The organism is Paenibacillus sp. UNC499MF (assembly GCF_900107975.1).
Classification (GTDB): Bacteria; Bacillota; Bacilli; order Paenibacillales; family NBRC-103111; genus Paenibacillus_F.
In genome coordinates this window covers 66257-92689 of record NZ_FNVF01000006.1, presented here as the reverse complement: position 1 = coordinate 92689, position 26433 = coordinate 66257, and the positions used below count along the sequence as shown (strand labels likewise).

Sequence of the window (26433 nt, the reverse complement as noted above, 5' to 3'; positions counted from 1 at the left end):
GCGCCGAGCATCCCGCCGCCGTCAGAAGAACTAAAGCTGCGGCGGCAAGCTTTAACCGCTTGAAAAAGCTGTGTGCACCGCGCTGCCGGGACATGAACATTCCCCTTTCTTCCTTTACCAGGCTGTAAAAAAAGAGAAGGACGTCACGTCCTCCTCCCTGTTCTGCCTCAAGCCCTTACTTGCTGCTTTTATACCGCTCGTAAGACTGCTTGTAAATCTTCATATATTCGTCCACGCCCATTTTCTGAACGGTCGCCACGTACTTGTCCCACTCGGACATCGGCTGGGAGCCGGTGATGAATTTCGCTTCCATTTCGCCGATATACGTTTCCATATCCTTGCCCACCGTCGAGCGGAATTCGGTCTCTTCTTCGGTGAAGTTGAAGTTGTTCCACAGCTCCTTCACCGCGTGAGGCTCCGCTTTCTTGCCCGTTTCCACGGATTCCGGCAGCGTCTCCGAGCCTTTGAAATACTTCTGCTGTACATAACCCGGATAGCTTCCCCCGAGCCACGTGATGTATTTGGCCAAAGCCTGGTCCATCGTCAGGCCATTCGGGTTTTTCGTGATTTCCTCGACGAATTCCAGCTTGCCGTCCGCCGTTTTCTTATAGGTCTGGCCTTCGATTCCCATGAAATAGAACGTCGCTCCTTCATCGCCGTAAAAATGGTCGATCCACCGCACGGTCGCCTCCGGATTTTTGTTCTTGTCCGTAATGACAAACGCGCCCGGCCAGACGGCCGGCACCTTGACGTGCGAGTACAATTGGTCGCCGTGAGGCCCCTTCAGAGCACCGAGCCCGAAATAGCCGGTCTGGTTCATCTGGGTTTTCGGATTCGGATTGATGGTGGCGCCGAATACGCCTTTCTGTCCTTTGGCGAACAGGGCCGCCGTCTTGATCGTAAAGATTTCTTTATCGATCAGGCCCTCGGTGTACAGCTTGCGCATGTACTCGATCACTTCTTTGTAGCCCGGGTCCGTCCGGAAAAACCGCAGGTCATTCGTTTTCGGGTCCACATCGACGAATTTGTGGCCGAGACCGCGGTTTCCGAAGCCCCACGCCCCGCGCAGCTGCTCGATCAGCGGGTTGATTCCCTCTCCCGCATATGGAATTTCATCCGCCTGCCCGTTCCCGTTCAGATCGGTTTCTTTGATCTTTTTCAAATACTGGTAAAACTCCTCCATCGTGACCGGCTCCTTCATACCCAGCTTATCCAGCCAATCCTGCTTGACCCAGAGCGGAGTGCCGATCAGCATCGGAAGAAAATCCGGGCTGTAGAAGGAAGGGAACGAATAAATGTTGCCGTCCGGCATGGTCAGGCCCTTTTTCAAATCCGGGTACTTCTCCATCAGCTTCTTGAAGTTCGGAGCGTACTGGTCGATGAGGTCGTTCAATTTGACGAACGTTCCCTGCGCCCCGTATTTCATCAGGTCGGAGGAAGGAACGCGGGCCGAGTAGAAAGCGTCGGGATAATCCCCGCCGGCCAGTGCTAGATTGCGTTTTTCCGTCAAATTTTCAAACGGGACGAGCTGGAACTTGATGTTCATGTTGGTCATCTTGGCATATTCTTTCCAGACGAGCGTTTCTTCGAAGTTATTGCCGTTCGTCGCCGCCTTCCCCGTGAAGAAGGTAAGCGATACCGGCTCCTTGGCGATGGGCATTCCCGTCGGATTCAAATTCGCCACTTCTTTCTTGCTGTCTTTGCCGTCCGCGCTACCCGCGTTATCGTTTCCTCCGCTGCATGCCGACAGCACGCTTACGGCTATGGCGACGGTTAACATCACGGCTGTCCATCTCATTGTTCTCATCAGCAAATCTTCCTCTCTTAGTTCATTGTATCTATCGGCAGCCGGGGTGTCAGCCCCGGCGGACCCGAGAAATTTACCGCAGCTTCCAATCAGCCTTTAACCGAGCCGATCATGACGCCTTTGACAAAATACCGCTGCAAAAACGGATACAGCATCAGCACCGGCAAATTGGCCACAATGACGACGGCGTATTTGATCGCTTCGCCCTCCATCACATTCCGGGCATGGGAATCGTCTCCGACCCCGAGCATTTCCTGCATCTGCCCCTGGATGAGAATTTCACGCAGGAAAAGCTGGAGCGGATATTTGTCGCGGTCGGTCAAATACATCAGTCCGCTGAAATACGAATTCCAGTGCCCCACGCTGTAGAACAAGATCATAACGGCGATGATCGGCATGGAAAGCGGCAGCACGATTTTCCACAAAATGCCGAGGTTGGAGCAGCCGTCGATCGAAGCCGCTTCCTGCATTTCGCCGGGAATCGAGCTCTGGAAAAAAGTGCGCATAATGATGATGTTATACACGGACACGGCCCCCGGAATAATGAGCGCCCACATCGTGTTGAGCATGCCCAGGTTTTTGACGAGCAGATAGGTCGGAACCATCCCCCCGCTAAAAAACATCGTAAACACCATAAGGGCGGAAATCGCATTCCTTCCGGCAAAATCTTTGCGCGAGAGCGGATAAGCGGCCGCAACGGACAAAATCAGATTGATCGCCGTACCGACGACGGTATACACGATCGTGTTCAAATACCCCGTCAAAATTTCGTTGTTCTGAAAAATTTTCGTATAGCCCATCCACGTAATGTCTTTCGGCCACAGCCACACTTCTCCCCGCATAACGGCTTCCGGACTGCTGAAGGAGGCGACCAGCACGAAGACAAGGGGATACAGCACGATCACGGAAACGAGAGACAGCAGCGCGTACACGGCCCAGTCGAACGCTTTTTCCCGGGTGCTTTGAATGGTATTCATCGGGCAGTCCTCCTTTCTACCACAAGCTGGTGCTGCTGACTTTGCGGGCGATCCGGTTCACGGTCAGCAGAAGAATAAAATTGATGACGGAATTAAACAGGCCGACCGCCGCCGAATAGCTGTATTGACCGTCGATAATCCCTTTCTGGTACACATGCGTGGAAATGACGTCGGACGCCTGCATGTTCAGCGAGTTCTGCATCAGATACACTTTCTCGAACCCGACGCCGAGCAGCGATCCCATATTGAGAATGAGCAAAATGGTGACCGTCGGCATAATGCCCGGCAGATTGATATGCAGGATGCGCTGCCAGCGGCTTGCCCCGTCGACTCTTGCCGCCTCGTGAAGCTGCGGATCGATCCCCGTGAGGGCGGCCAGGTAAATGATGGAACTCCAGCCCATCTGCTGCCAGACGCCGGACAGGACGTAGACGCTTTTGAACCAGCCGGGATCGGTCAGAAAGTTAACCGGTTCCCCCCGGAACCACGTCACGGCCATATTCAGCAGACCGGTCTGCGGCGAGAGGAATATAAACACCATCCCCACCAGAACGACCGTCGACAGAAAATGGGGCGCGTACGTGACCGTCTGGACGAACTTGCTGAACTTTTTGGAGCGGACTTCATTGATCATCAGCGCCAGAATAATCGGAACCGGAAACCCGACGACGAGCTGATAGAGACCGATGCCCAGCGTGTTGGTCAACAGCCGCCAGAAATAATAGCTTTCGAAGAACCGCTCGAAATGTTTGAAGCCCACCCAGGGGCTGCCCCAGATTCCTTTGGTCGCGATAAAATTTTTAAAGGCAATTTGTACGCCGTACATGGGAAAATACTCGAAGACCAGGAAAAACACGAGGACCGGTAAAATAAGCAGATACAGATCCCAGTTTCTCCGGACCCGTTTAAAGACCGCGGATCGTTTCCGTTTACGTACGGCCGGAGCGGCCGGGGCTGATGACGGAGCCGCTGTTTGCGGCGATGACGCTTCTTGTGACAAATCCCCACCCCACTTTTCATGTATTCTTTCCGGAGCATAGCAAACGGGGCCGCCGCCGGGTATTTACACTTCTTTATCTCCTTGGCCCCAGATTCGCCGCATAAAAAAAAGATAAGAATCTAAAAAAAGGCTTATTTGTCCCCCGGCGTTCTTTGGATAAAATAAGAAGACAACACGGAAAGGGAGCTTGATGCGCTTGAAACGGGTCCTGCTTAACCGGCATTCGCTGGTCTACAAACTATTTTTCAGCTTTCTCGGCATTCTGCTGCTGTTTTCCGTTTTTAACGGAGTGTCCGTTTATTTCTTTAACAAAAGCATGCAAAACGAAATTATCCAGTACAACCGGCTGATGCTTAAAAATACGGCCGAACGGTACGAGACCCATTTCGAACGGATCAAAACGATGCTTTTCGACCTGTACTCGAACGAAGCGCTCGTGGCGTTCAACCGCCAGCTGCTGACGAAAGCGGAACCGGACATCGAATACTGGAAGGCATCCGAAGTGCTCAGAACGGTCCGCGCCCAGGCGTATAATCCGATGTTTTATCTGAATAACCTGCTGGTGTATTACGATTCCCATTCATTGATCCTGGAGAAAGAAGGCAGCGTGAACGCGCCCATGCTGTTCGAACGCTTCTACCGGAGCGCGGATTATCCGCTCGCTTATTGGAAGGAACAGTTTGCCCGAAGCGGGAACTATGCGCTGCATCCGCAGTCGTCTTTCAACGTGACGACCTTGAACTCGTCGGTGGACGTAGAGCTGATCCCGTTCTCGTTCCGCATGCCCGGCTCCAATTACCAGGTGGTCGCCCTCCTGGACGCCCGCGCTCTGCAGGAAGCGTTCTACGGACCCGGAGACAGCCGCGAGTTTATGATTCTCCGGGAAGACGGCTCCCTGCTGTACCGTTCTTCATCCGCCTTCGGCGCCGGAGATATCCCGTCCTTCGATCCGGATGGAGCCGGGTATGCGAAAGCGGGCGGCACGTATTTTTTTGCCGAAAAAGACCCGCTCACCCGGCTCACGTATGTCACGGCGCTGCCGTACGCGAATATTACGGCTAAAGTGCGCAACGCGAGCCTGACGCTGCTGCTTATATTTGCCGCCGCCCTTGTGCTCGGCATTGCGGCCTCGCTCTTCTTCAGCCGCCGAATTCACAGGCCCCTCAAGCAGATGCTCAGCTCCATTGTGAGCCGGGACCCTGTACGGCCGAAGAACGCGATCCGCGAATTCGACCTGATCCATCAAAACATCCACGAGTTGATGCAGGAAAAAGAAGCCGTCCGGAAGGAGCTTCTCGGAAAAAAGTCGCTTCTGACCAGCTTCGGCTATATCAATAAATTGAAAGCGATTACATCCGACATCAGCGACTGGCAGGACATCGCCGAAATGGATGACCCGTTCTTTCTGGTGCTCGCCCAGCTTCATTTCAAAGAGGGGACCATTCACGAAAACCATTCGCGGCCGGACCGGATCGCCTACTACATCCGGGAGTATATCAACGTTGTCATGACCGAGCATCTTCCCCATTCGCACACGTTCCAGATCGATACAAATCAGATTTTGACATTTGTCAAAGGCGATGACGAGCCGGAAAAACTCAGGGAAGCGCTGGAGAAGCTGAAACCTATCCTCGACCGGGACAAAGCTTATTTTCTCGTCACGCTCGCCGTCGGTTCGGTTCACCAAGGTTCGGGCCAGTTCAACGCCGCCTACAGGCAGGCGCTGGAAATGGCGCAGCAGGCCCGGCCTCTGGACGAGTGCCAGATCATCCGCAGCCACCGCGTGCCGCCTCCCTATGCGCTGAACGCTGCCCGGGAGCAGGAGCTGTTCCAGCACATCCAGGCGGGAAATCTCGCCCACTGCGTGTCGCTGACGGAACGCATCCTGGAGCAGATGGAGAAGAAAGAAGCCGGACTCGCGCAGTACCGGCAGATCGCCGAGAGCATCCTGCTCCGCGCCGCGAGAGCGGTCGAGCCGTACCGCCACGCCGGTACGGACGCAGCGGCGCCGCAGAGCGAGGACGCCGCGGCTGACCCGGAGGCACCGGCGGCGGAAACGCCGGACAGAGCGGGCGGCAAGGACGCCGAAGCCGGTGCCGCAGGCACTATTCCCCGGAATTCGCCTGGGAATATGATGCAGAGCGGCGGCGCTTCCCGCCTTATTCCCCCGGCTATGCCAAGGAATATGACGGGGACAGGCAAGGCCCCCCGCCCTATTCCGCTGACTTCACCGGGGGATATGGCGGAAGTCGGCGGCAGCGGCGGCATAGCCGGCCCTGCGGCTTCCGGAGCGCCCCGCACCGGAAGCGGCGAGCCAGGCGCGCCTGGCCAGGCGGCCCGTGGCGAAGGTGAAGGTCCCGGCGCGCCTGGCGAGGCAACCTTTATCGGAAGCGAAGCTCCCGACTCGGCCAGCAAAGCGGCCAGCGCCAGCGCTCACAGCCCGGAGGTGGCCCTTCCCTTTCAGGTGCGCTACCTGCGCCTGCTGAGAAGCTGCTTTACGCCGGATGAGTTCGCGCAATTTTACGCGCAGCTGTTCAAAGAGGCAGCCCGAACCATCGCTGCGGGCAGGGAAGAACGGGATTCCGTCATCGAATTCGTGATGAACGAGCTCCAAAACAAGTTCGCCGACGATATTTCGCTTGAACTTCTCGCCGACCGGCTGAACTTGTCGGCTGCCTACTTGTCCGTGTATATCAAGGAGAAAACGGGTGCGAACTTCAGCCAACAGCTCAACGCGATCCGCATCCGCAGGGCGAAAGAACTGCTCGGCGATATAAGTTTGAGCGTGCAGGAGATCAGCGTGAAAATCGGCTACCGCAACGTCACCTCCTTCAACCGGATGTTCAAGAAAATGACGGGCCTTCCTCCCGGTGAATACCGCAAGAGACATGTCATCGGCGGGGAGGTTGGCGGTTTGTAATTCAGACCCTTAGGGCTCGACAGACTACCGCGCAATGCCGCTACGAGCGTCCGGGTATAGTGCGCATCGGCAGCTCCCGTCCCTTGTTTAGGGCCTCTTTTCCAGAACTGGGTTTCAATCGAAATTGAATTGGTTAATTATTTCTTATATTTGTTGGTTTAAGATGAAATTATTTACCACATCAAGCCGTACGATCAGCGGATATTACTCAACAGGACAGGGGGAATACAAATGAACCCACGCAAAAGAGCGGTTACGCTTGCATTCTGTGCTCATTTGGCGCTGCTGCCGCTTCCCGGCTGCGGTTCCGGCTCCGACTCATCCGGCGGAGCCGGTACGATCACGCTTGATCTGGCTCTCTGGGACGAAAATTTGTCGGAGGTGATCCGCCAGTCGCTAGAAAGCTACAAAAAAGACCATCCGAACGTAAACGTGCGGGTCACGTATACTCCGTTCGCGGATTACTGGAGCAAGCTGCGTACCAGTCTGGCGGGCAAAAGCGGCCCCGATGTTTTCTGGATGAACGGCCCGAACTTTTACCAATATGTAAGCGCTAACTTATTAAAAGAGCTCGACCCGCTGATGGCGGCCGACGGCATAAAAAAGGAAGATTACACGAAAACCCTCGTCGATATGTACTCCACCGAGGGGAAATTATACGGTCTTCCATATTTCCTGGACGACATCGCGCTGTATTACAACAAAGAATTATTCGATGAGGCGGGTATCCCTTATCCCGATGAAACCTGGGACTGGGACAAGCTCAAGGAAACGGGCGCCAAACTTACCCGCAAGGATAAAGGCCAATACGGCTACATCTCCCCCGTTACAAACCAGGACGGTTACTATAACCTGATTCATCAGGCGGGCGGATACATAATCAATGACGATAAAACAAAATCGGGTTTCGATCTTCCGGAATCCATAGCCGCCTTGAACTGGCTGAAGCAGTTGTCGGACGAGGGCATCTCCCCGGACGCCAGGCAGCAGCTCGAAACAGAGCCCGTGCAAATGTTCGGCTCCGGCAAAGCAGCCATGGTGCAGGCCATTTCGGTCAAAGCGCCCGAGCTTCACGGCATGCTTGGCGATAAACTCGGCATTGCTCCGCTGCCCGGTGGGAAGCGGAAAGCTACCATCGTGCATGGTCTGAGCTGGGCGGTGAACCGGAATACCGAACATGAGCAAGCGGCCTGGGATTTAGTGAAAGCGCTTGCCGGCGAACACGGATCGACTCTTCTCGCTAAATCCGGCTTTAGTATTCCGGCCTATGAGAAAGCCCAGGCCGAGTGGCTGAAATCCATCCCGTCGCTGAATCTGCAAGTATTTGTCGACAGCATCGAAAATGCCGCTCCATACCCCGTTTCGAAATATACCGCGGAATGGCAGACGGTTGAAACTAAAGAAATCCTGGAGGCTTTGCGCGGGAGGAAAAGCGTGGAAGAAGCCGCGGGCAGGATCGCTTCCAAAATGAACATCCTGCTGGAAAAAGAACAGGGGGTGGCGAAATGAGCACGGAACGACCCAACCGCTCCACCGTGAAATTCAAGCCCGGACGCTCCGGTATGGCGGCCCGGGAGGCCATGTGGGCTTATCTTTTTATTGCTCCGGTCGTGCTGGGACTGGCGGTCTTTTATACCCTCCCCGCTCTTGGCTCGCTGGTTCTTTCCTTCTTTGACTGGGATGGATTGTCCAGGGCTTCCTTTATCGGCTTCGATAATTTCGCCGCTCTGGCAAAGGACGAGGATTTTCTCCGTTCTCTCTGGAACACCTTCCTGTTTACAGCGGGCTCGGTGCCTCTGTCTATCGCCTGCGCGACCTTGATCGCCGTACTGCTGAACCAGCCGATCCGCGGGCTCACGGTTTACCGGACGCTCTTCTTCATCCCCGTCGTGACGATGCCCGTGGCCGTGGGAATGGTCTGGCGCTGGCTGTACAATTCGGAATACGGCCTCATCAACCAGGTGCTCGGCTTTCTGCATCTCCCCCAGCCCAACTGGCTGTTTGACGAGCACATTGCGCTGCTCAGCATTATCCTTGTCAGCGTATGGATGAATGTCGGATACAATGCCATCATCTTATTGTCGGGTCTCCAGGGGATATCCAGAACCTATTACGAGGCTTCCTCTCTGGACGGAGCCGGCAGCTGGCGCAAATTTGTTCATATTACGGTCCCGCTGCTAAGTCCGAGTCTCTTTTTTGTCCTTATCATCTCGTTCATTAACTCGCTCCAGGTGTTCGACCTGATCTACATGATGATGGGCAAAGACCAGTCCATGCTCACTTATACGAGAACCGCCGTTTTCAGTATCTGGGAACAGGGCTTTAAGTTTTTCCATTTGGGCTATGCCTCCGCCCAGGCGTGGGTCCTCTCCGTCGTCCTAATGCTGATCACGCTTATCCAGATGTATTTCCAGAAAAAATGGGTTCATTACGAATAAGGGGGTCCCGAGATGGCAGTAAAAATGGCAGCAGAACCGGCAGCAGGAGCAGCAGTCAGGACAGGTTCGCGGGATAGGTCCCGCCTCTTACTTGTCCACTTGTTGTTAGTCGCCGGCGGAGTCGTTATGGTCGCCCCTTTTCTATGGATGATCCTGACTTCCTTCAAAACATTGCCCGAATCGTTAAAAGTACCGCCCGAAATTTTACCGGGCTCGTGGCAGTTTGAAAACTTCACGAAAGTGTGGGGGAAAAACAACTTCGGGCGTTATTACCTGAACTCCATCCTCGTTACTGCCGCCCGCACAGCCGGACAGCTGCTTCTGTGCTCGCTCGCGGCTTTCGCCTTTGCCCGGCTGCGTTTTCCCGGCAAGAATTTGCTGTTCATCGGGATGCTGAGTGTGCTTATGGTGCCTTCCCAGGTTGTGCTCATCCCGAATTTTATTCTTATGCAGCAGTTCAGATGGCTGGATACGTTCTACGCGCTGATCGTGCCGGGTATCTTCAGCGCTTTCGGCACCTTCCTGCTCCGCCAGTTTTTTATGGGGCTCCCCAAAGATTTGGATGAAGCCGCCAAAATCGACGGCTGCAGCCTCTTCGGCATCTATTGGCGCATCTATCTGCCTTTATCCAAACCGGCGCTTGTCGCCTTGGCCATTTTCACCATTCTGGCGGCTTGGAACGATTTCTTCTTCCCGCTCATCATGACGAGCTCGGACAGCATGCGTGTTCTGCCCGTAGGCATCGCGAATTTCCAGGGCCAATACACGACGGACTATCCGCTGCTTATGGCCGGCGCTCTGCTTGCCACCCTGCCGATGATTCTGATGTTCATCTTCCTTCAGCGCTATTTTATCGAAGGAATCGCCATGACGGGTACGAAAGGCTGAGCGAAGAGATTACCGGTTATCGGCACCGATCATCGCTTTGCCCGGTCTCAGACAGACAGAAACGGAACGGAAGCGCAATGACTAAGCCGGTTTCCATCTGCGTCGGTATGCTCGAAACAAGCGGCGCCCCTCCGTTCTCTCTCACTTTCGGGCCGGTACATGCTATACTGGATCAAAAAAGAAGCGGAGCTGAATCATGACGACGTACCTCGCCTTGTTAAGAGGAATCAACGTAAGCGGACAGAAGCTGATTAAAATGGCCGAACTCAAAATCATGTTCGAAGCGATGGGGTTTGCCGCGGTGAAAACGTATATTCAAAGCGGAAACGTCCTGTTTGGGTCAGACCCGGAAATTTCGGAAAGAGCGCTGAGGGAGCGGATCGAGGAGAAAATCGCCGCTGTATTCGGCTTCGGAGTTTCCGTTATTGTACGGACGGCGGAAGAATGGGAAGCTATTATCCAAAGCTGTCCTTATGACGCGGCAAATTTGAAAGAAGGCGAGAGCATCTACGTGACGCTGCTGGGAGACCGGCCGGAGCCGGAAGATTTGAAGCGTATCCCCGAGGCAGATCCTTCGCTGGAGGAATACCGGGTGAACGGACGCGAGATCTACTTCCTGTTTCATCAGAGCATCCGCGATTCCAAGGTGGCCGGCAGCCTGCAAAAGCTGAAAACACCCGTGACGACGCGGAATTGGAACACGATGAACAAGCTGCTTGCGTTGGCCCGTACCCTTTAAAACGTCACATTTCCGAAGCCAGCCTTATCTCCTGCTCCGGTTCCCGTGGGACGGGTTGGGACGGGACGGGGGGCTGACCACCGTCATGCGACGCCGAACACCCGCACACGCTCTGCTCACAGGCCGTCACCGCGTCTTGCGCCGACCCGCTAAAGCTTGATCCGGCCTTCCTCGGGGCCAGCCTAATCCGCAAATGGGCACTTAGCACGGTGCGGATTCAAGTTTGTGAATACGAAAAAGCCGCCGATATCGGCGGCTTTTTTTGTTTCATCCGGCGGATTCCCGAAGCTCCCGGACTCGGCACCCGGCACAGTTCGGGTTCGCTGCACTTCTCCGGAACACACATATACATGCACACGGGGTGCATCGGGTGCGCTTATTGGCCTGCTTTGCCGATCTTTCTCTTTTTCAGCTCGTAGGAATTAACGCTGGTAGAGATGACATACTCCGGCTTCGGCTGCCCTCTTTTCTCGCGGTGCCCCTGAATATGCTCGTCGCTCTTCTCCCAATTCTTCCAGGCTTCTTCCGATTCCCAGCGGATCAGGATCAGCACTTCCTCGTTCTCTTTCTTCGAACGGTTAACCATTACGCTGACGTCGATAAGACCTTCGCGGCTGTCAATGGCGCCTTCTTTGCTGAAACGCTCGACAACCTGATCGGCATTCCCTTTTTCCACTACGACGGATCTCGTTTGAATGAACATGAAGATACACTTCCTTATTTGTGAATGATACCTTCATTGTAGTTGATAAAGATTATCATTGTCAATTTGATCGGCTCTTCCGCAGGCCGCCGGGGCACGGCTTAAACCCGCTTTTTTCGTAAAAAGAAGTATGCGCTTCGGCAAAAGTAGGGGGTATATTACGATGTGGAATCCCCTCCGGTCCGCCTTTTCCGTAATTTTTTCTATAACCTGCCTGCGAAGGACATAGATTTACCACTTTCTGCAAACTCTAGGAAAGCGGCTTGGAAACAGGACCGTTATACTTGGAAAGGCGGTGGTCATATGGCACAAACCAGCAGAGGAATCACGTTTTTACAGCTCTCTATGCTGCTCCTGCTCGTGAACGGTCTCATGAATCATGTCATTCTCAATCCCCTTGTTATGGATGCCTCCGGCAGGGACGCTTGGCTGGTCCCCTTGTTTTCCGCCTTGTTTCTGCTTCCATGGTGTCTTCTTCTCGTTTTCTTCATGAAAAAGTCGGAGCAGACGAAACTCCAGCCTTGGCTGGCGCAGCGGACGCATCCGGTCGTCTCGTGGATTCTGATCGCCCCTCTTTATGTGCAAATTTACCTGATCGGGCTAACGACGCTTCTGCATACGGGGATTTGGACGGTCACGAATTATTTGCCGGCTACTCCACGATTTGCCCTGATCCTCGCTCTTCTCGCCGTTTGCACATACTGCGCCGTATCGGGGCTCCGGACGATCGCCATCTGCGCGGGGGTGCTTCTGCCTTTCGTCATTGTGCTGGGTTACTTCGTCATGATCGCCAACATGCCCAACAAAGAATACGACCGGTTATTTCCTCTGCTGGAATTCGGTATGAAGCCCGTGATGGACGGGATGCTCTACGCGGCCAGCGGTTTTATGGAATTCATTCTGATTATCGCTCTTCAGCAGCATTTGAAAAAAAGGATCAAAAGCTGGCAGCTCCTTATCCTGGCCCTGATGTTCATTCATATCATGCTGGGCCCGATCATCGGGGCCATTACGGAATTCGGTCCTGAGGAGGCCGCCAAGCAGGCGGAATCGCCCTATGAACAGTGGCGTCTCGTCAAAGTGGGCGATACGATCGAACATGTCGATTTTTTCTCCGTATTTCAATGGCTGGCCGGTACGTTGATCCGAATCGGATTATCCTTGTTTCTGCTGGGGGATCTGCTTCCTTTCAGCCGGGCAAAATCCCGCAACCGGTTCATCGTCGGCATGGCGTTAAGCTATCTGGCCGTGACCCTGCTGCCGATTACCCAGCAAAGCTTGTATGAATTTATGCAGCGGTACTATTTCCCGGGTTCTCTGATTGCGCTGCTGGGTTCGTTCTTCGTATGGACGGTCATATCCGTCACAACTAAACCGGGTAAGGAGGGGGCTTCCTGATGGCGCAGAGCGGCAGCATGGACATATGGACGGCGGAACGGCTTAAGCAGTTGTTCAACCAGAGCGACGATATCGTTCTGCTCACCCACACATTCGGAGATCAAGACTCAAACTCAGCGGAAGTCCTCCTGCTGTACAGCGAGGGAGCGATCAACGGCCAGCTGATCGGCGAACTGGTACTGCCCGCCCTGGAAATGGCCTTCGACAAAGACAGGGGCTTCCGTATGTCCGGGGCAGCACTCAGCTCCTGCCTTCCGCTTCTTCCTTTTCACGGTCTCACTACGGCGGAGACAATCTCTGAGAACTTGTTCGAAGGCAAACTGCTCCTCGTTTTCCCCGGTCTGCACGCGGCTTTTCTTATGAATATCGGCGGTTTGCCCCAACGTTCCCCGGAAGAGTCCAATACGGAACTATCCATTAAAGGCCCGAGGGACGGTTTTGTGGAAACTCTCTCTACGAACACCGCCTTGATCCGCAAAAGAATCCGCAGCCACACGCTGTGCTGCGAAAAATTCGTGATCGGCAAGAGAACGAGAACCAAAGTGGCTTTGATGTATGTCCGCGACATCCTTTCGCCCGAACTGCTGGTTGAGGCGCGCAGCCGGCTGGAGTCTATCGACGTGGACGGCATCTTCAGCATTTCGCAAATTGAAGAGCTGGTCACGGACCAGAAATTCTCCTTGATGCCCTTAATGGATTATACCGGAAGGCCGGATTTTGCCGTCAGCGCTCTCCTCAACGGGCGGTTCGTCCTCCTTGTCGACGGCAATCCCATGGTATTGATCGCTCCCTCGACCATGGCCATGCAGATTAAATCGCCGGAGGATCTCCATACGAATTTTTATTATACGTCGTTTTCCCGTCTGGTCCGGATTCTGAGCATTTTCCTGTGCGTGCTTCTTCCGGGTTTCTGGGTGTCGCTTGCGGCGTTTCACCAGGACCAGGTTCCGTTCCGGCTGCTCGCGACCATCACCATCGCCCGTCTGGGGCTGCCCTTCTCCGGGCAGTTCGAGCTTCTGATCCTCCTCATCCTGCTGGAAGTGTTCCGCGAAGCCGGGATTCGTCTGCCCAGCGCCATCGGTCAGGTTCTGACCGTCGTGGGCGGTCTCATTATCGGCGACGCGGCCATACGGGCGGGCCTCGTTTCCCCCTCCGTGGTCGTGGTCGGGGCCATTACGGCGGTAAGCAACGCCACGCTGGTCAACCAGAATTTAAGCTCCGCCGTCAGTCTGGTGCGGTTCTTCCTGTTCTTCCTCTCCTGCATACTCGGCATGTTCGGGCTCATTATGGGACTTATTCTGGTGACTGTTTATTTGTCCAGACTAAGATCTTTCGGCGTCCCTTACCTGTCCCCGTTTTCGCCGCCGATCTACGGCAACTGGGCGCCGGCCTTTATGCGTCTCCCCTGGTCTTTGATGACCCGAAGGCCCAAAAATCTGCATACGCGGGACAAGGATCATATGAAGGAGGACAACCCGTGAGCATCGTGAAAAGGTGTGCCTGGCTGGTTATTCTTCTGTCGCTGACCGGCTGCTGGAACTCCAAGGATATCCAGACGATGGCTTATGCCACGGCTCTGGGCATTGATTACGCGGACGGGAAATATATCACGTACGTCCAGATCCTGAACTTCTCGAATATTGCCAAAAGCGAAAACAACCAGGTCGGAACCCGCATTCCGATCTGGGTCGGACGAGGGGAAGGAAAAACTCTTTCGGCCTCGCTTACGTCCATTTACTCTACTTCACAGCTGCGGTTGTTCTGGGGACATGTCAAAGCCGTCGTCGTAAGCGAAGCTTTGATGAAAAAAGGGCTTGCTGATGTTTACGATATGCTCAACAGGTACCGCGAAATCCGTTACAACATTTTGTTCTACGGAACGAACAAGCCGCTGGATAAACTGCTTTCCCAGACGTCCATGCTGAACTTTTCGCCGGTGGAGTCTTTATTGACCCGGCCCGAGCAGTACTATGCCCAGAAGTCTTTGATCCTGCCTGTATACGGGTACAAGTTCATCGCCGACCTGAACGAAGCCGGAAACTCAACCATGCTTCCGTCTTTAACGGCCAACTCCGTCGTATGGCAAGAAGATCAGTCCAAAGTCTCCTTGTACGAAATAAACGGCGCTTATTTTTTCAATCATCATAAATATGCCGCCTGGCTGTCCGAGGAAGATCTGAAAGGAGCCCGCTGGCTTCAAACGAAACTGGAGCGGACACCTTTGGACGCCCCCAAAGAACATCCTCTGGCCGCCCTTATTCTGGAAGATCCGAGCTATACGGTCAGCGCGCATATCGCGGATGAAAAAATACGGTTTAACATTTCCTTAAAGATCGATGCGTTTATCGACGAATTCCGGAAACCGGCGTCAGATAAGGATATCGAAACCGCGGCAGAGACGGAAATCCAAAACGAAATCCGGATGTCCTTCCGGAAAGGACTGGACAAGAAGGTCGATGTCCTGAAACTGAGCGAAACGCTTTACCGTAAATACCCGGACATGTGGAAAACGTATTTTAAAGGAAAAGAATTTCCGCTCGACCCCGATTCTGTCGGGAAAATCGACGTTAAAGTGAACATCACGCATGCGGGCAAGTATAAAGAAAGAAAATAGCCTTCCGCGGGTTTTACCGGGAAGGCTGTGCGTTGCGGAAACGGATGATCGAAAAATGCGAAACGGACGAAGCCAACAGTGCATCGCGCAGAGGATGAAGATCCGGCACGATCCGCAGTTCCGCGCCCGTTGCCGACAGCTTGGCCAGCAAATTCTCTTCGCGCACGACCGATACAGGCGTTACCTGACGTTCGGTTATGTAATAGCCCGCTGTCGCATCGAACAAACGGAAATCCCGTTCCTCGAAGGTGTACCGGTACAGAACGGTTTCCCTCAGCCGCTCCAGCCAGGCGCTCTCTATCGCAATGACCGTATCCGAGGCGGCCGGCCCGAAAAGAAGCCGTTTGTCTTCCTCCGTGACATCACCGGAAAGCTTATACACGATTCGCGGACATTCCCGCGGAAAGTAGTATAAATGCGCATGAGCTTCGTCCACCGCCCAGACGACGGGAGGAAGATCTTCCCGCGCCGGCGGCTTTCGCGGGAGGAAGGCCGCGATATCAGGTTCTTCGCTGAAATGATACAGCATCCGGACTGCCTCCTTTTGTAACGGAAACCGGTTTCGATCCGCTGCGGTTTCGCTTTTTTGTACGGAAAAGATCCGGATACATTTGTGCGTCTTCTTCCGGTCTGTCAAAAAAATTCATCCAGCCGGATGTAATACTCGACTTTGTCTTCGTCTAGTCCGGTAAGACCGTAATGTTCCAGGAAGAGGGCCTTATAGCGGTCATCGCCGTAATCGTGCCGGAGGCTCCGGATTGCCAGGCCGATGTCCTGATAACGATCCGCCACACCCGCTCGTCCGAGGTCGATAAATCCCGACAGCTTTTCTCCGTCGATAATCAGATTAGGGGGACAGTAATCTCCATGCGCAAAAACCGGATCGTCGGTTCCCGGCTTATCGGCGAGCAAAATGCGGTACAGTTCCTCCGGCGTGCAGTCGTACTCCTCTTTTATTTCGGCCGGATCCACCATGCGCTCGTCGACTAATCTTTTCGCATCGCGCAGCTTCTTATCCAAGCCGTTAGCAAGCGGACAATCGCGGATATCCAGGCTGTGAATGCGGCGGAGGCTTTCCGCGTAAAGCTTCACGAAGAACTCTGGCTTACCTTGGATCGCTTCGTGGGAACCGTCTTTTCCGGACAGCGCCTCCATCAGCAAGTAATCCATCCCGCCGTGTTCCGCCGTGTATAAAACCTTGGGGACCGGGAGCTTCCCGTCCAGCCAGGCAAGTGCTTCGATTTCCGGCCGGAGGGTTCTCCACCAGACGCTCGGGGCGATTTTGAGAAAAGCGGGGGCGCCCCTGTACTCCTTCACGTGATAAACATGATCCCCCGAATAGCCGGTTTTGTTCACAGTCAATTCCGTCTGCCCGAGAAGCTCGACAAGCTCCTCCGGCCAGTTGCGCATATTCTCGTTCATCTGTTGGTTCCTCCTTAAGACTTCATGAGATATGAATGTAGATGCGGCACTTATGCAGCACTCATGCGGCACTTATGCAGCACTCATGCGGCACTCATGCGGCATCCATTTGGCACTCATGCCGCATTCGAAACCGCACGATTTCGTTCCTGTAACAAAATTTACCAGGATGCTTCGCTACACGCTTTTTCCTACGATAGTGTCCGGCTGCGGTTCCAAGATGATCCGCCTTTGAACGGAAATTACTCCTATTCGCCGTCAGGAACAAAATTCCTTTTTAAGTGCCGTTTTCCAGAGTTTAGATTTAGAAATCTTTATAATAGGACGTCCGCTCCTGTCTTGCTATACTAATGAAAACATCATTTCCCAAGGAGGTTTCCCGCTTGCTGTATTCTGTTGTCTGCCTCATCGCTGCAACGATCTGGGCGGTTGTCATGAAGAAAGCGAAAGTGAATGCCGTTTACTCGAACACTGTACTCATGCTGCTTTTTTGTGCGCTGGTCGCCGCCATCGGTCTATCGCAAAATTATACCCAAAGTCTGATTCCGGAAGCAACTGATGGAATCGGAATAGCCAACGATGTGGCCTATTGGATCATTGGAGAAGGAAACTGGTCTACGGCGCGTTTTAAATCTTTTTTTGAAATGTCGCTGTATGTCAGCCTGTTCTTGGTCGTGTTGTACCCGCTCCTCCTGCTGATCGAAAAAAGAACTGCAAAAAACGGAGTAACTTCATGATCGGCTGAAAAAGGGATACTAAAAAGGCGCATACCTTGGAGGTATGCGCCTTTCCGGGTTTAAACGGGCACGCGTGCCGCAAAACTCTGCATGCGGTTTTAGCCAGAGACCTGAATCTAATCTTAAGGAAACACTTAAATTCAAGCGCCGGCAAATGCGCCTAGTTCACGAATCCGGCCGTTTGCAGCAGCCGTTTCAGCACAGCCGCGCCTTCCGCGCGGGTAGTCTTTCCTCCGGGCACGAAGAGACCGTCCCCGCGCCCGTACAGCAGGCCGGCTTCCACCGCCTGCGAGACGGCGCCTTCCGCCCAGCCGGAGATATCGCCTCGGTCCGCGAAGACCTCAAGAACACCCGCCGCGGAGTTCTCCTCCGTCCGGACACCGGCCAGCTTCGCGGCGCGCATGAGCATCACGCTCATCTGCTCGCGTGTCAGCACCTCCCCGGGGCGGAACTCCCCGGTCTCGAAGCCGTCGGCGAGCCGGGCCTGAACGGCGGCGCCGACCGGGCCGGCATACCACGCGTCACCGGCAATGTCGGTGAAGCCTGCCGCGGCGGGCGCCGGGTCGAGCGCAAGGGCCCGCGTCAGCAGAGCCGTGAACTGCGCCCGCGTCAGCGCTTCGTCCGGCGAGAAGACGCCGGCCTCCATGCCGTCGACGATACGCTTCGCGGCCAGCAGCTCGACATCCTTCCGCGACCAGTGGGCGGCAAGATCGGAGAAGCCGACAGCGGAGGTAACCGCCGCGTACGTGCCGCCCCTTCTGTCGCGGATTACGGCCCGGTGCGAGCCCCCGGACGATTCGAAGCGGGACGGCACGAAGCGCAGCTCTCCGGTAGCCGGGTCCGCTTCCATCGCCGTGGCGCGGTCAGGATCGAGCGCTTCGGACAGGTTTACGCTCCTTCGGACGTAGCTTCCGAAAGCGCCGATTTCCTTCGTTTCCCCACCGGCCGTGAGGAAAACCCGGAAATCAACCGGCATGCCTTGTACCCGCATGCCCTCTTTCGCCGCCCGGGCGGATAGCTTTGCGGCCTCGTCCCCGGGAGTCAGCCCGATCGCCACAAGCAGATCGAAGCTGCCGTCCGCGGGAATGTGCGCCGCCAGCAGCCCCGCCGGGATCTCGATGGCGCCGAGATGCGAGGATACGCTGAGAATCGCGTCTGGTGATCCGGCGGCCGCCTTGCGGAGCGCCCCGCCCGGCAGTGATACGGTGCCTGCCGGCCCGCTGCCGGGAATGGCGTAGGAAAGGACCGGGTCCGCCTTTCCCTGCAGCGCCGCAATCTCGGCTTCCATAACGCCGGCATCGGCCGAGACGAGCGTCAGGTTCCGTCCGTCGGAACCTTTCGTCTCCGTCACCGACGTGCGTTCCGGCCCGGACGGGGACGTGCCTCCTCCTCCGGCGGAACCGCTCCCGGACCCGGAATCCGTGCCGGAGCCCGGGTCCGTATCCGATCCGCCTCCCGTGCTGCCCGGGCTTACGTTCACCCGGGCCAGCGCGGTATGTCCTTCGTAGGCCGTCTGCACCGTGCCGCTTCCTTCCCGCAAAGCGGTGATTCGTCCGGCAGCGTCTATGGAGACAACAGCCGGGTCGAGAGAGACATAAGACGCCTGCCCCGTCACGTCCGCGCTGGAATGCTTGTATTCGGCGGTGACGGCGAGCTGGACGTTGTCGCCCTTACCCAGGCTGTAAGAGTCACGGGCCAGCTTCAACGATTTTACCGCCGCTTCGTCCCCGATAATCGTAACGGTCTTCTCGTTCGTTTTGAACCCGTCCACACGGACGGTAACGACCACCGGATTCGCCCCCGGACGAATGGCTGTTTCGGCCTGGAACGTTCCGTCTTGCCGGAGAGCCGCCTCCTGCCCGTTTACGGTAACGGCCGCCTTGCCCGGGCCCAGAACGTCTACCTTGCCCCGGAAGGTCACACTGTCGGCGGAAGTTCTAAGCCCCTCATACGCGAGGAAGCCGCTGAGGGCCGCCGCCCGCACGGAGTCGCCGGTCTCGTAAGCATTCGCGACGAGCTGCCGCTTGGTGCGGATGCCGGAAGCGTCAAGCGTCGATACGACGAATCCGCCTTTCGGGATGACACTGTTCGTTTCTTGCGGCTTGGCCCAGTTCCACGTCATGGCCTGGGTTTTGTTCGGCACGGACGTCACTTTGCCGGAGCTGTCCACGACCGCTTCCACGCCGAAGCGGCTGTTGCCGGTCGAATAGCCGAAAGTATCCGTGAGCACGCCGATGTTATTTTCGATCAAATTGGTATTATAGTAGCTACCCTCCAGGAACGAATCGGGCGAGTCCGGAAGGGAGATGCCGAGCTGATAGTCTCTTACGTAAACGAGATTGCGCAGGGCCGCTCCGGCTACGTGCCAGTTCACCTGAGACGCGTCGAAAAGCATAAGCCCGTGCGTATTTTCCAGGCCCGCCTGGAACACGTCACGTTGGAGAGCCGGTTCCTGCACATTCGTGAGGGCGATGCCGGCGTAGAGCGGCACTTCCCCGTTCGTGACGATGTTTCCGAGCGTAATGTAATGCTCGATTTCGGGAGCCGTTGTCTGATAGGCGCCGATCATGATGAAATCGAGATTTTTCACATAGCCGCTTTCATAATAACCCGGCGTGTATACGGATTCGTCCTTCATCCGCAGACGCTCGTCGTAACGGAATTCCGTGCTGCCCCAGTGTACGCCGTTCAGGTAATACGATTCGAACCAGGAGCCCACGTAGGCGGACACTTCGATTTTTTTGCCTTTTTCCGTCTTATATCGGTCGGCCAGCTGCCTGACTTCAGACGTAAAGCTTTTGATCGTTTTCGACCGGAATTCCCACCAGTCGCGGATAAGAGGACCGTCTTTGCGCACGTTACCCGCGTACGTGAATACGTCGTCCGGCCAATTCCGGAGCTGCTTGCCGCGGGCGCCGAGGAACGATTCGAACTTGGCTTTCGTCACGTCGCTGAAATCCGCGCTTTCGTTGTCATATCGGGCACGATCCAGTACGACGCCGTCCACGTCGTAATTTTGCAGCACTTCTTCGATCGTTTTCAGTTGGAAATCGCGCACCCCGTCATTGGACGGGTTCACGAATGCGACGGCGCCCTGCTTGGCGGATTCGCGAAGCCGCTTGATCTGCCCTTTGTCCGCCGCATTGTACACACGCTCTTCCCAGTCGAGATGACTGTTCAGCACGGCATATTCATTGCTGGCGATCGACCCCTCCGCGAAAATGTTAAAGGCGACGTGGATATCGAGTCCCAGTTCGCGGCTGCCGCGGATAAATTCCTGGAGCAGATCCAGATCCGGATTGGAGCCCGCTTTTTCGGGCGCTGTAATCGCGCTTACGTACGGACGGCCGGTCAGGGTGCTTTTCTTGTACGAGACGTACCCCTCCACTCCTTTCACGTCAAACACGACAGAAGTCACGCCGTTCTCTTTCGCGGTCCGCAAAAAATTATCCACGTTGTCGGCGGTTTGGAATTTTCTCGCATTCGCGGCCTGGTCGACCCACAGAATCACCTTCTTCTCGGTCGAAAAGCCCGGACGGCTGTAGACGACGAGATCTTTGGAGTCCTGCTCCCTGCCTTCTTTCGTAACGACGAGATCCAAATAATTGATGCCCTCTGCAAGCGTGTACGAAGTTTTGAACTTTCCGTCGGGACCGAACGGAAGCGGGGTTCCGTTGACCGTCAACGCGATTTTCGCAGGATCGTCCATATTCGTAATCGTTCCGGAAAGCTCGGTGGACGGCTTCGTTTCCGTATACATCGCGTAATTGTCCAGCTTCAGCCGGGCAATCGGCCCGCCCGCTCCCATCAGCTCCTTGACCGGGACCGCGAAGCCGTTCTTGCGGAGCTTGATCGCATCTCCGGCTTTGAAATACGTCGCCAAATATTTCTTGATGTTTTTGCTGGCGTAGCTCGTATCCTGGGCGACCAGCACATAGCCGCCGGGCGGAATTTCAAGGTCCGTGGGACCGGTCCAGGCCGGCGTTTTGCCGTCTATCGAAGGGTTGATGACCTTTGTCACCTTGCTCCCCGCATCCACCTGCACTGCAACATTAAACTGGGGAACGGTAACCTGCGGCCCCCAATCGTTCGTGAAGAGTGCCACGGTGTCGTCGATTCCGGCGATATCCTGGTCTACGTATCCGATCACGTGGCGCGGGCCTTCGATGCTGATCGTAATGTCGATCGGCGCCGCCTCGACTTCGATCCGGTCAGCCGGCTGCTGAGCGTCGTTATACGTCACCGTTATCGTGGACGAAACGATTTCCCGGCCGTCTTTCAGCAGCCTGACGGGTATCGCGTTCGTTCCCGCCGTCAGCCGGACCGGGCTTTGAAAGGTTCCGTCCGCATTTAGCGAGGCCGCTGCTCCGTTTACGGTCAGAGAAATCCCTTGTCCGCTTCCGTAGCGGATTACCTGCCCCGAAACCGTAAAATCAGGCGATGTAACCGTCATACCCGATGCCGTCGCCAGATTCAGGCCGGGGTCCGGGTTCAGAAAATCACCTGCGTGCACAACTTTTCCCCCTTTATGCAAAGACACGGTGTCTCCGGTTTTGTAATGCTCGAAAAGCGGCTTCCGGGTTACGGATGTCCCCCAGGAAGAGTCGCTTGCAAGCAGCACATATCCGCCCTCCGGAACGGGCAGGTTCTGGCTCTCCTCCCACGTGGAGCCTGTCGGCGGAAGAGCAGTCGGACCGATCACGCGGATCACCTGTCCGTGCTTATCCACGGCGATGGCCGCATTCGTTTTCTTGACGAATACTTGGTCGTTCCCCGAGGAATTCGTCACCTGGGCTCCGCTCGTGAACAGGGCCACATAGTTCGTCTTCTGGGGCGGCGCATCGACATTGACGTTGATGTACCCGACCGGCAGCCGGAACGCGCCGTCCTGCGACAGGACATACACCTCGTCCGTCACCCCGGCTTGCGGCTGACTTCCTCCGCTGTCCTGCCCCGGACTTTGCGCCGAGACTTTGCCAAATGCGGGGGAAAGCAAAGAAATGACCAGAGCGATAATCATCATCCCATTCCACTTGCGCAGCAAGCTTTTCATAACGGCTCCCTTCTTTCGGTCAAAGTTTAGAGTCGAACCCGGCCGAAGCCGGAGAAAAAACGGCAGCCGCTCGTAAGCCGCTGCCGGATGTGAATGATTCTGGATGTGATATGCGTTATTTTTTGGCGGTTTTAAACCATTCGTTGGCCGCTTTAATCATCGCATCGCCGCCATCGGCCTTCCATTTGGCCAGGAATTGATCGTAATTGGAAAGCGGGTCCGATCCGCTGATGAATTTCAGCATGCTGTCGGTCTGGAACTTGTCGAGCTTCTGCTTGTTTTTGGAAATATCCGCAATCGGCGGCGCTTTGGCAAGCGGGTCGGTGACCATGATGCCTTCGGCGTTTTTGTTGATCTGTTCGAAGAACGCTTGCAGAACGGGATCTTTGCGCACACGGGCCTGCCAGTAGTCCGGGTATTTTTTATAATCCACGCCTGTCAGGAATCCGCTTCCGTTGTTAAGCTCGTCATTAAATTTCGGCAGAATCGGGTAATACTTGCCGTCTTTGATCTCATGATGCTCGCCCTGCTTGCCGATGGCGATCTCGATGAAATTATCCGGCTTCAGCTTCAGATCCAGAAATTTCATGGCATCTTCCTTATGCTTGGAAACCTTCGGAATGGTGACAAACCAGGTTGTATTCGCTTTCACGAACGTGGATGCTTTGCCGGATTTATCCTTCAGGAAAGGAATAATGGCCGTTTTGGCATTCGGATCGTTCTTCTTAAGCGCCTTCTCCGTCGTTCCCGCGTTCCAGTAAGCCTGTTTGAAAATGGCCGCTTTGCCGCTGGAGAACTTCTCGATCGCCTTGGCGCTCGTATTGATCGGCATTTCCTGGTCGATCAGACCTTCTTTGTACAGCTTGTTCATATAAGTCAGAAATTCTTTCATCGCCGGTGTCTCTACCTGATGAACGAGGGTTCCGTTCTGGTTCACCCAGTCCGCAGTCACGCCGAATGCGGCCCCGATATCGCCGATAATGGACTCCTTCGCATCTTTGGAACCGGTAAGCGGTGCGATGTTTTTCTTTTCTTTGATCGTTTTCAGCACCGTGTACAGCTCGTCCGTGTTCGTCGGCGTTTTCAGGCCGAGCTCATCCATCCAGTCCTGCCGGACAACAAGTTCTTCCCCCACCGCGAGACCCGAGCCCGTTTCCGGAATGGCGTAGATTTTGCCGTTTACTTTGGCGCTTTCCCACGCAGCCGGGTCGATGGCTGCTTTCATGTTCGGCGCGTGCTTTTCGAGCAGGTCGTCGAGCGGCTCCAGGGCGCCCGAGGTAGCCAGCTTCTCAAACTGCGGCGCGCTCAGCTTCATGACGTCGTACTCTTCTTTGTTCGCCATCAGCAGGTTCAGCTTCTCGTCCGGATTTTCCGCCGGAAGCATTTCGTAATTGACCTTATAGCCTGTTTTTTCCGAAATCGTTTTGGCGGTAAATTCTTTGTTCGGATCGAAATTGCCGTACTGCATCAGCTGGCGCAGGGCCGGCTTGGCTCCTCCTGCCGGTGCCGGCGAAGTACCGCCGGTCTGGGTCTCTTTTCCTCCGCCGCATGCCGCCGTGGTGACTCCAAGGGCTGCGACCGTGAGCAGAAGCGCTGCTTTTTTTAACATAGATGTAAACCTCCCTTTTTGTTGAACAACAAGACCGAGCCGAGTTCCGCAAGCCTCAAGAGAAGGGCCTCACCGCCTTTCCGAATGAAGGTGCCTGTCAGCCTTTTACCGAGCCGACCAGAACCCCTTTCACGAAATATTTTTGCAAAAACGGGTAAACGAGCAGGATCGGCAGCGTCGCAAGCAGGATCGAAGCGGCCTGGATCGACTGGGGCGTCGTATTCATCGAGGAATCCAGATTGTTGTTCCGGAGAAAATCCCCGGTGGACGAAATGAGCAGTTCCTTCAGAAACAGCTGCATCGGCTTCAGACTCGGATTCGTAATGTAGATCATGGCGGCAAAATAGTCGTTCCAGAAATATACCGCGAAGAAAAGCGCGATCGTAGCGAGAACCGGCAGGGAAAGCGGCAGCATGATGCTGAACAAAATGCGCAGATTGCTCGCCCCGTCCATTTTCGCCGATTCTTCAAGGCTTTCGGGCAGCCCTTCGAAGTAGTTTTTGATGATGAGCATGTTATACACGTTCACCATCGCCGGCAGGAAAAGAGCGGGCAGCGTGTTGACCAGATTCAGATTCTGCATGAGCAGGTACATCGGAATGAGCCCGCCGCTGAACAGCATCGTGAAGATGAACACCAGCAGAAGCCATTTGCGTCCCCGCAGCCTCGGTTTCGAGAGGGGATACGCCGTGATGGTGGTCAGAAAAAGACTGAGCAATGTACCGACGACTGTGATCAGGATGGAAATTTTAAACGAATTCAGGAACATCTGATCCTGCAGCACATAAGCGTAAGTGCTCAGCTGAAAGCCGACCGGAAACAGACTGACCTGTCCGGAAATGACAGCGGATTCATCGCTCAGCGATTTGGAGATCAGGTTCAGGAACGGCAGCAGCGTGGCCAGTCCGAACAGGATAAACAAGGTGTAATTGATGACATGAAACAGCTTCTCGGACCAAGTCGTCCGTGGTTTTCTGCGTTTGAGCGGCTTTACGGCAGGCAGGGCTGCGTCTGTATTCATATGCGTCTCTTCCTCTCTACCAGATTCCGCGCTGCAAATATCTGCGGCTCAAATGATTGCCGGTAATCACAAGCGTGAAGGCGATAACCGATTCGAATAGTCCGACGGCGGTCGTAAAGCTGTAATCCTGGTTGCCCAGACCCATGCGGTACACAAACGTGCCGATTACGTCGGAGACGTTGTAGACGGTAGGGTTGTACATGACGAGAATTTGTTCCGTACCCGCTTCGAGCACGGAGCCCAGACGGAGGATAAACATCAGGAGGATCGTCGGTAAAATTCCGGGCAGCGTAATGTGCCAGATCTGCTTCAGGCGCCCGGCGCCGTCCATTTTGGCGGCTTCGTAAAGCTGGGGGTCGATCGTTGAGAACGCGGCGAGGTACACGATGATGCCCCATCCGGTTTCTTTCCAGCCCGCCGACGTGACGAGGACACTGCGGAACACGCTGCTGTCCATGAAGAAAGCGATCTGCTCCAGCCCCAGGCTGATCAGTACCTTGTTGACGAGGCCCCCGTTCGTGGAGAGCAGATCGATAAAAATTCCGCTCACGATAACCCAGGACAGAAAGTGCGGCAGATAAATGACCGTTTGGATCGTGCGCTTGAACAGCATGTTCTTCATTTCGTTCATCAGAATCGCGACGACAATGGGAAGCGGAAACAGGATGACGATTTTCAGCAGGGAAATAATAAGCGTATTGACGAAAACACCGCCGAACTCCTGCGAGGTAAACAGCTTTTTGAAATGCTCGAGTCCCACCCACGGGCTTGCCGCCATACCGTCGAAAATATTGAAATCCTTGAACGCAATAACAAGACCGTACATCGGCGTGTATTTGAAAAGTAAAACAAACAGGATACCCGGCACGAGCAGCAGGTATAAATCCCAATCCTTGCGGATATCCGACCTGAGTTGCCTGGAATAACTTTGTTTCGACCGGGAGACGTTTACTTCAGAAGCAGGCTGTCTCATCGAATCCCCCCTTATGCGGTTTCGCTTTTGTATAGTACTAAGTGTAGAACCTGCGCGAAATCCGTAGTAGAGGATTCTCATTACTATTTGTGGTACTTTGATAGCGCGCTGATCCTTCCCGGGGATGCCTCGGG

Annotated in this window: 19 protein-coding genes; 9 read left to right on the top strand and 10 right to left on the bottom strand. The window is 55.0% G+C overall.

The annotated features are described in order from the left end of the window. Positions 1 to 175: 175 nt before the first annotated feature. From C4S74_RS14705 to C4S74_RS14695, 3 genes are all read right to left on the bottom strand, one after another. Positions 176 to 1807 carry an extracellular solute-binding protein gene (locus C4S74_RS14705; protein WP_103996052.1) on the bottom strand — a complete coding sequence of 544 codons (1632 nt, stop codon included), beginning with the start codon at positions 1805 to 1807 and terminating at the stop codon, positions 176 to 178. An 89-nt stretch (positions 1808 to 1896) separates the two neighbouring features. After that, entirely contained in the window at positions 1897 to 2784 is an 888-nt protein-coding gene (locus C4S74_RS14700; RefSeq protein ID WP_103996051.1) for a carbohydrate ABC transporter permease, read from the bottom strand. Between the two features lie 16 nt (positions 2785 to 2800). Then, positions 2801 to 3784 (bottom strand): sugar ABC transporter permease, encoded by a 984-nt coding sequence (locus tag C4S74_RS14695; RefSeq protein ID WP_103996050.1) that lies wholly within the window; start codon positions 3782 to 3784, stop codon positions 2801 to 2803. Positions 3785 to 3974: 190 nt separating this feature from the next. On the opposite strand from C4S74_RS14695, the gene C4S74_RS14690 reads away from it, so the two are divergent. From C4S74_RS14690 to C4S74_RS14670, 5 genes are all read left to right on the top strand, one after another. After that, a complete protein-coding gene (locus C4S74_RS14690) occupies positions 3975 to 6704 on the top strand; it encodes a helix-turn-helix domain-containing protein (RefSeq protein ID WP_103996049.1) in 2730 nt (909 codons plus the stop codon). 231 nt (positions 6705 to 6935) lie between these two features. Continuing rightward, positions 6936 to 8213, top strand: coding sequence for a sugar ABC transporter substrate-binding protein (locus C4S74_RS14685; protein WP_103996048.1), 1278 nt, complete (start codon positions 6936 to 6938; stop codon positions 8211 to 8213). After that, positions 8210 to 9142 (top strand): carbohydrate ABC transporter permease, encoded by a 933-nt coding sequence (locus C4S74_RS14680; RefSeq protein ID WP_103996047.1) that lies wholly within the window; start codon positions 8210 to 8212, stop codon positions 9140 to 9142. The genes C4S74_RS14685 and C4S74_RS14680 overlap by 4 nt, the downstream gene beginning before the upstream one ends. A 12-nt stretch (positions 9143 to 9154) precedes the next feature. After that, positions 9155 to 10030: a carbohydrate ABC transporter permease gene (locus C4S74_RS14675; protein ID WP_258042489.1), complete on the top strand. Its 876-nt coding sequence runs from the start codon at positions 9155 to 9157 to the stop codon at positions 10028 to 10030. Between the two features lie 196 nt (positions 10031 to 10226). Further along, on the top strand, positions 10227 to 10769 hold the full coding sequence (locus C4S74_RS14670) for a DUF1697 domain-containing protein (RefSeq protein ID WP_103996046.1): 543 nt from the start codon (positions 10227 to 10229) through the stop codon (positions 10767 to 10769). A 376-nt stretch (positions 10770 to 11145) separates the two neighbouring features. Here the strand turns inward: C4S74_RS14670 and C4S74_RS14665 are convergent, their stop codons facing one another. Then, positions 11146 to 11472, bottom strand: a complete 327-nt coding sequence (locus C4S74_RS14665; protein ID WP_103996045.1) for an antibiotic biosynthesis monooxygenase — start codon at positions 11470 to 11472, stop codon at positions 11146 to 11148. 303 nt (positions 11473 to 11775) lie between these two features. Here C4S74_RS14665 and C4S74_RS14660 point away from each other — a divergent pair, with 303 nt between their 5' ends. Genes C4S74_RS14660 through C4S74_RS14650 form a run of 3 tightly spaced genes read left to right on the top strand, consistent with a single transcriptional unit; the run spans position 11776 to position 15484 of the window. After that, the gene (locus C4S74_RS14660) at positions 11776 to 12870 is read left to right on the top strand and encodes an endospore germination permease (protein WP_103996044.1); all 1095 of its coding nucleotides are present in this window, start codon (positions 11776 to 11778) and stop codon (positions 12868 to 12870) included. Then, complete coding sequence (locus tag C4S74_RS14655; RefSeq protein ID WP_258042488.1) at positions 12870 to 14351, top strand: spore germination protein; 1482 nt, start codon at positions 12870 to 12872, stop codon at positions 14349 to 14351. The genes C4S74_RS14660 and C4S74_RS14655 overlap by 1 nt, the downstream gene beginning before the upstream one ends. Continuing rightward, on the top strand, positions 14348 to 15484 hold the full coding sequence (locus C4S74_RS14650) for a Ger(x)C family spore germination protein (protein ID WP_103996042.1): 1137 nt from the start codon (positions 14348 to 14350) through the stop codon (positions 15482 to 15484). The genes C4S74_RS14655 and C4S74_RS14650 overlap by 4 nt, the downstream gene beginning before the upstream one ends. Before the next feature lie 13 nt (positions 15485 to 15497). Here the strand turns inward: C4S74_RS14650 and C4S74_RS14645 are convergent, their stop codons facing one another. Together C4S74_RS14645 and aph(3')-IVa are read right to left on the bottom strand one after the other, a co-directional pair. Next, a complete protein-coding gene (locus C4S74_RS14645) occupies positions 15498 to 16013 on the bottom strand; it encodes a DUF6886 family protein (RefSeq protein ID WP_103996041.1) in 516 nt (171 codons plus the stop codon). Between the two features lie 104 nt (positions 16014 to 16117). Continuing rightward, positions 16118 to 16906 carry an aminoglycoside O-phosphotransferase APH(3')-IVa gene (gene aph(3')-IVa / locus C4S74_RS14640; protein ID WP_103996040.1) on the bottom strand — a complete coding sequence of 263 codons (789 nt, stop codon included), beginning with the start codon at positions 16904 to 16906 and terminating at the stop codon, positions 16118 to 16120. Positions 16907 to 17289: 383 nt separating this feature from the next. On the opposite strand from aph(3')-IVa, the gene C4S74_RS14635 reads away from it, so the two are divergent. Next, positions 17290 to 17643: a hypothetical protein gene (locus C4S74_RS14635; RefSeq protein ID WP_258042487.1), complete on the top strand. Its 354-nt coding sequence runs from the start codon at positions 17290 to 17292 to the stop codon at positions 17641 to 17643. A gap of 160 nt (positions 17644 to 17803) precedes the next feature. Here the strand turns inward: C4S74_RS14635 and C4S74_RS14630 are convergent, their stop codons facing one another. The 4 genes from C4S74_RS14630 to C4S74_RS14615 form a co-directional block, all read right to left on the bottom strand. Next, positions 17804 to 22696: an S-layer homology domain-containing protein gene (locus C4S74_RS14630; RefSeq protein WP_103996039.1), complete on the bottom strand. Its 4893-nt coding sequence runs from the start codon at positions 22694 to 22696 to the stop codon at positions 17804 to 17806. Positions 22697 to 22811: 115 nt separating this feature from the next. Further along, positions 22812 to 24305: an extracellular solute-binding protein gene (locus C4S74_RS14625; protein WP_103996038.1), complete on the bottom strand. Its 1494-nt coding sequence runs from the start codon at positions 24303 to 24305 to the stop codon at positions 22812 to 22814. Positions 24306 to 24402: 97 nt separating this feature from the next. Beyond that, positions 24403 to 25326, bottom strand: coding sequence for a carbohydrate ABC transporter permease (locus C4S74_RS14620; RefSeq protein ID WP_103996037.1), 924 nt, complete (start codon positions 25324 to 25326; stop codon positions 24403 to 24405). A gap of 16 nt (positions 25327 to 25342) precedes the next feature. Continuing rightward, positions 25343 to 26299: a sugar ABC transporter permease gene (locus tag C4S74_RS14615; RefSeq protein ID WP_103996036.1), complete on the bottom strand. Its 957-nt coding sequence runs from the start codon at positions 26297 to 26299 to the stop codon at positions 25343 to 25345. Between the last annotated feature and the right edge of the window lie 134 nt (positions 26300 to 26433).

Bases quoted from the DNA above. Each gene is read 5' to 3' on its own strand.
- C4S74_RS14625 (WP_103996038.1), bottom strand. From the start codon at position 24,305: ATGTTAAAAAAAGCAGCGCTTCTGCTCACGGTCGCAGCCCTTGGAGTC.
- C4S74_RS14655 (WP_258042488.1), top strand. From the start codon at position 12,870: ATGGCGCAGAGCGGCAGCATGGACATATGGACGGCGGAACGGCTTAAG.
- C4S74_RS14630 (WP_103996039.1), bottom strand. From the start codon at position 22,696: ATGAAAAGCTTGCTGCGCAAGTGGAATGGGATGATGATTATCGCTCTG.
- C4S74_RS14670 (WP_103996046.1), top strand. From the start codon at position 10,227: ATGACGACGTACCTCGCCTTGTTAAGAGGAATCAACGTAAGCGGACAG.
- C4S74_RS14700 (WP_103996051.1), bottom strand. From the start codon at position 2,784: ATGAATACCATTCAAAGCACCCGGGAAAAAGCGTTCGACTGGGCCGTG.
- C4S74_RS14645 (WP_103996041.1), bottom strand. From the start codon at position 16,013: ATGCTGTATCATTTCAGCGAAGAACCTGATATCGCGGCCTTCCTCCCG.
- C4S74_RS14660 (WP_103996044.1), top strand. From the start codon at position 11,776: ATGGCACAAACCAGCAGAGGAATCACGTTTTTACAGCTCTCTATGCTG.
- C4S74_RS14675 (WP_258042489.1), top strand. From the start codon at position 9,155: ATGGCAGTAAAAATGGCAGCAGAACCGGCAGCAGGAGCAGCAGTCAGG.
- C4S74_RS14665 (WP_103996045.1), bottom strand. From the start codon at position 11,472: ATGTTCATTCAAACGAGATCCGTCGTAGTGGAAAAAGGGAATGCCGAT.
- C4S74_RS14705 (WP_103996052.1), bottom strand. From the start codon at position 1,807: ATGAGAACAATGAGATGGACAGCCGTGATGTTAACCGTCGCCATAGCC.
- C4S74_RS14685 (WP_103996048.1), top strand. From the start codon at position 6,936: ATGAACCCACGCAAAAGAGCGGTTACGCTTGCATTCTGTGCTCATTTG.
- C4S74_RS14615 (WP_103996036.1), bottom strand. From the start codon at position 26,299: ATGAGACAGCCTGCTTCTGAAGTAAACGTCTCCCGGTCGAAACAAAGT.
- C4S74_RS14680 (WP_103996047.1), top strand. From the start codon at position 8,210: ATGAGCACGGAACGACCCAACCGCTCCACCGTGAAATTCAAGCCCGGA.
- C4S74_RS14620 (WP_103996037.1), bottom strand. From the start codon at position 25,326: ATGAATACAGACGCAGCCCTGCCTGCCGTAAAGCCGCTCAAACGCAGA.
- C4S74_RS14690 (WP_103996049.1), top strand. From the start codon at position 3,975: ATGCGCTTGAAACGGGTCCTGCTTAACCGGCATTCGCTGGTCTACAAA.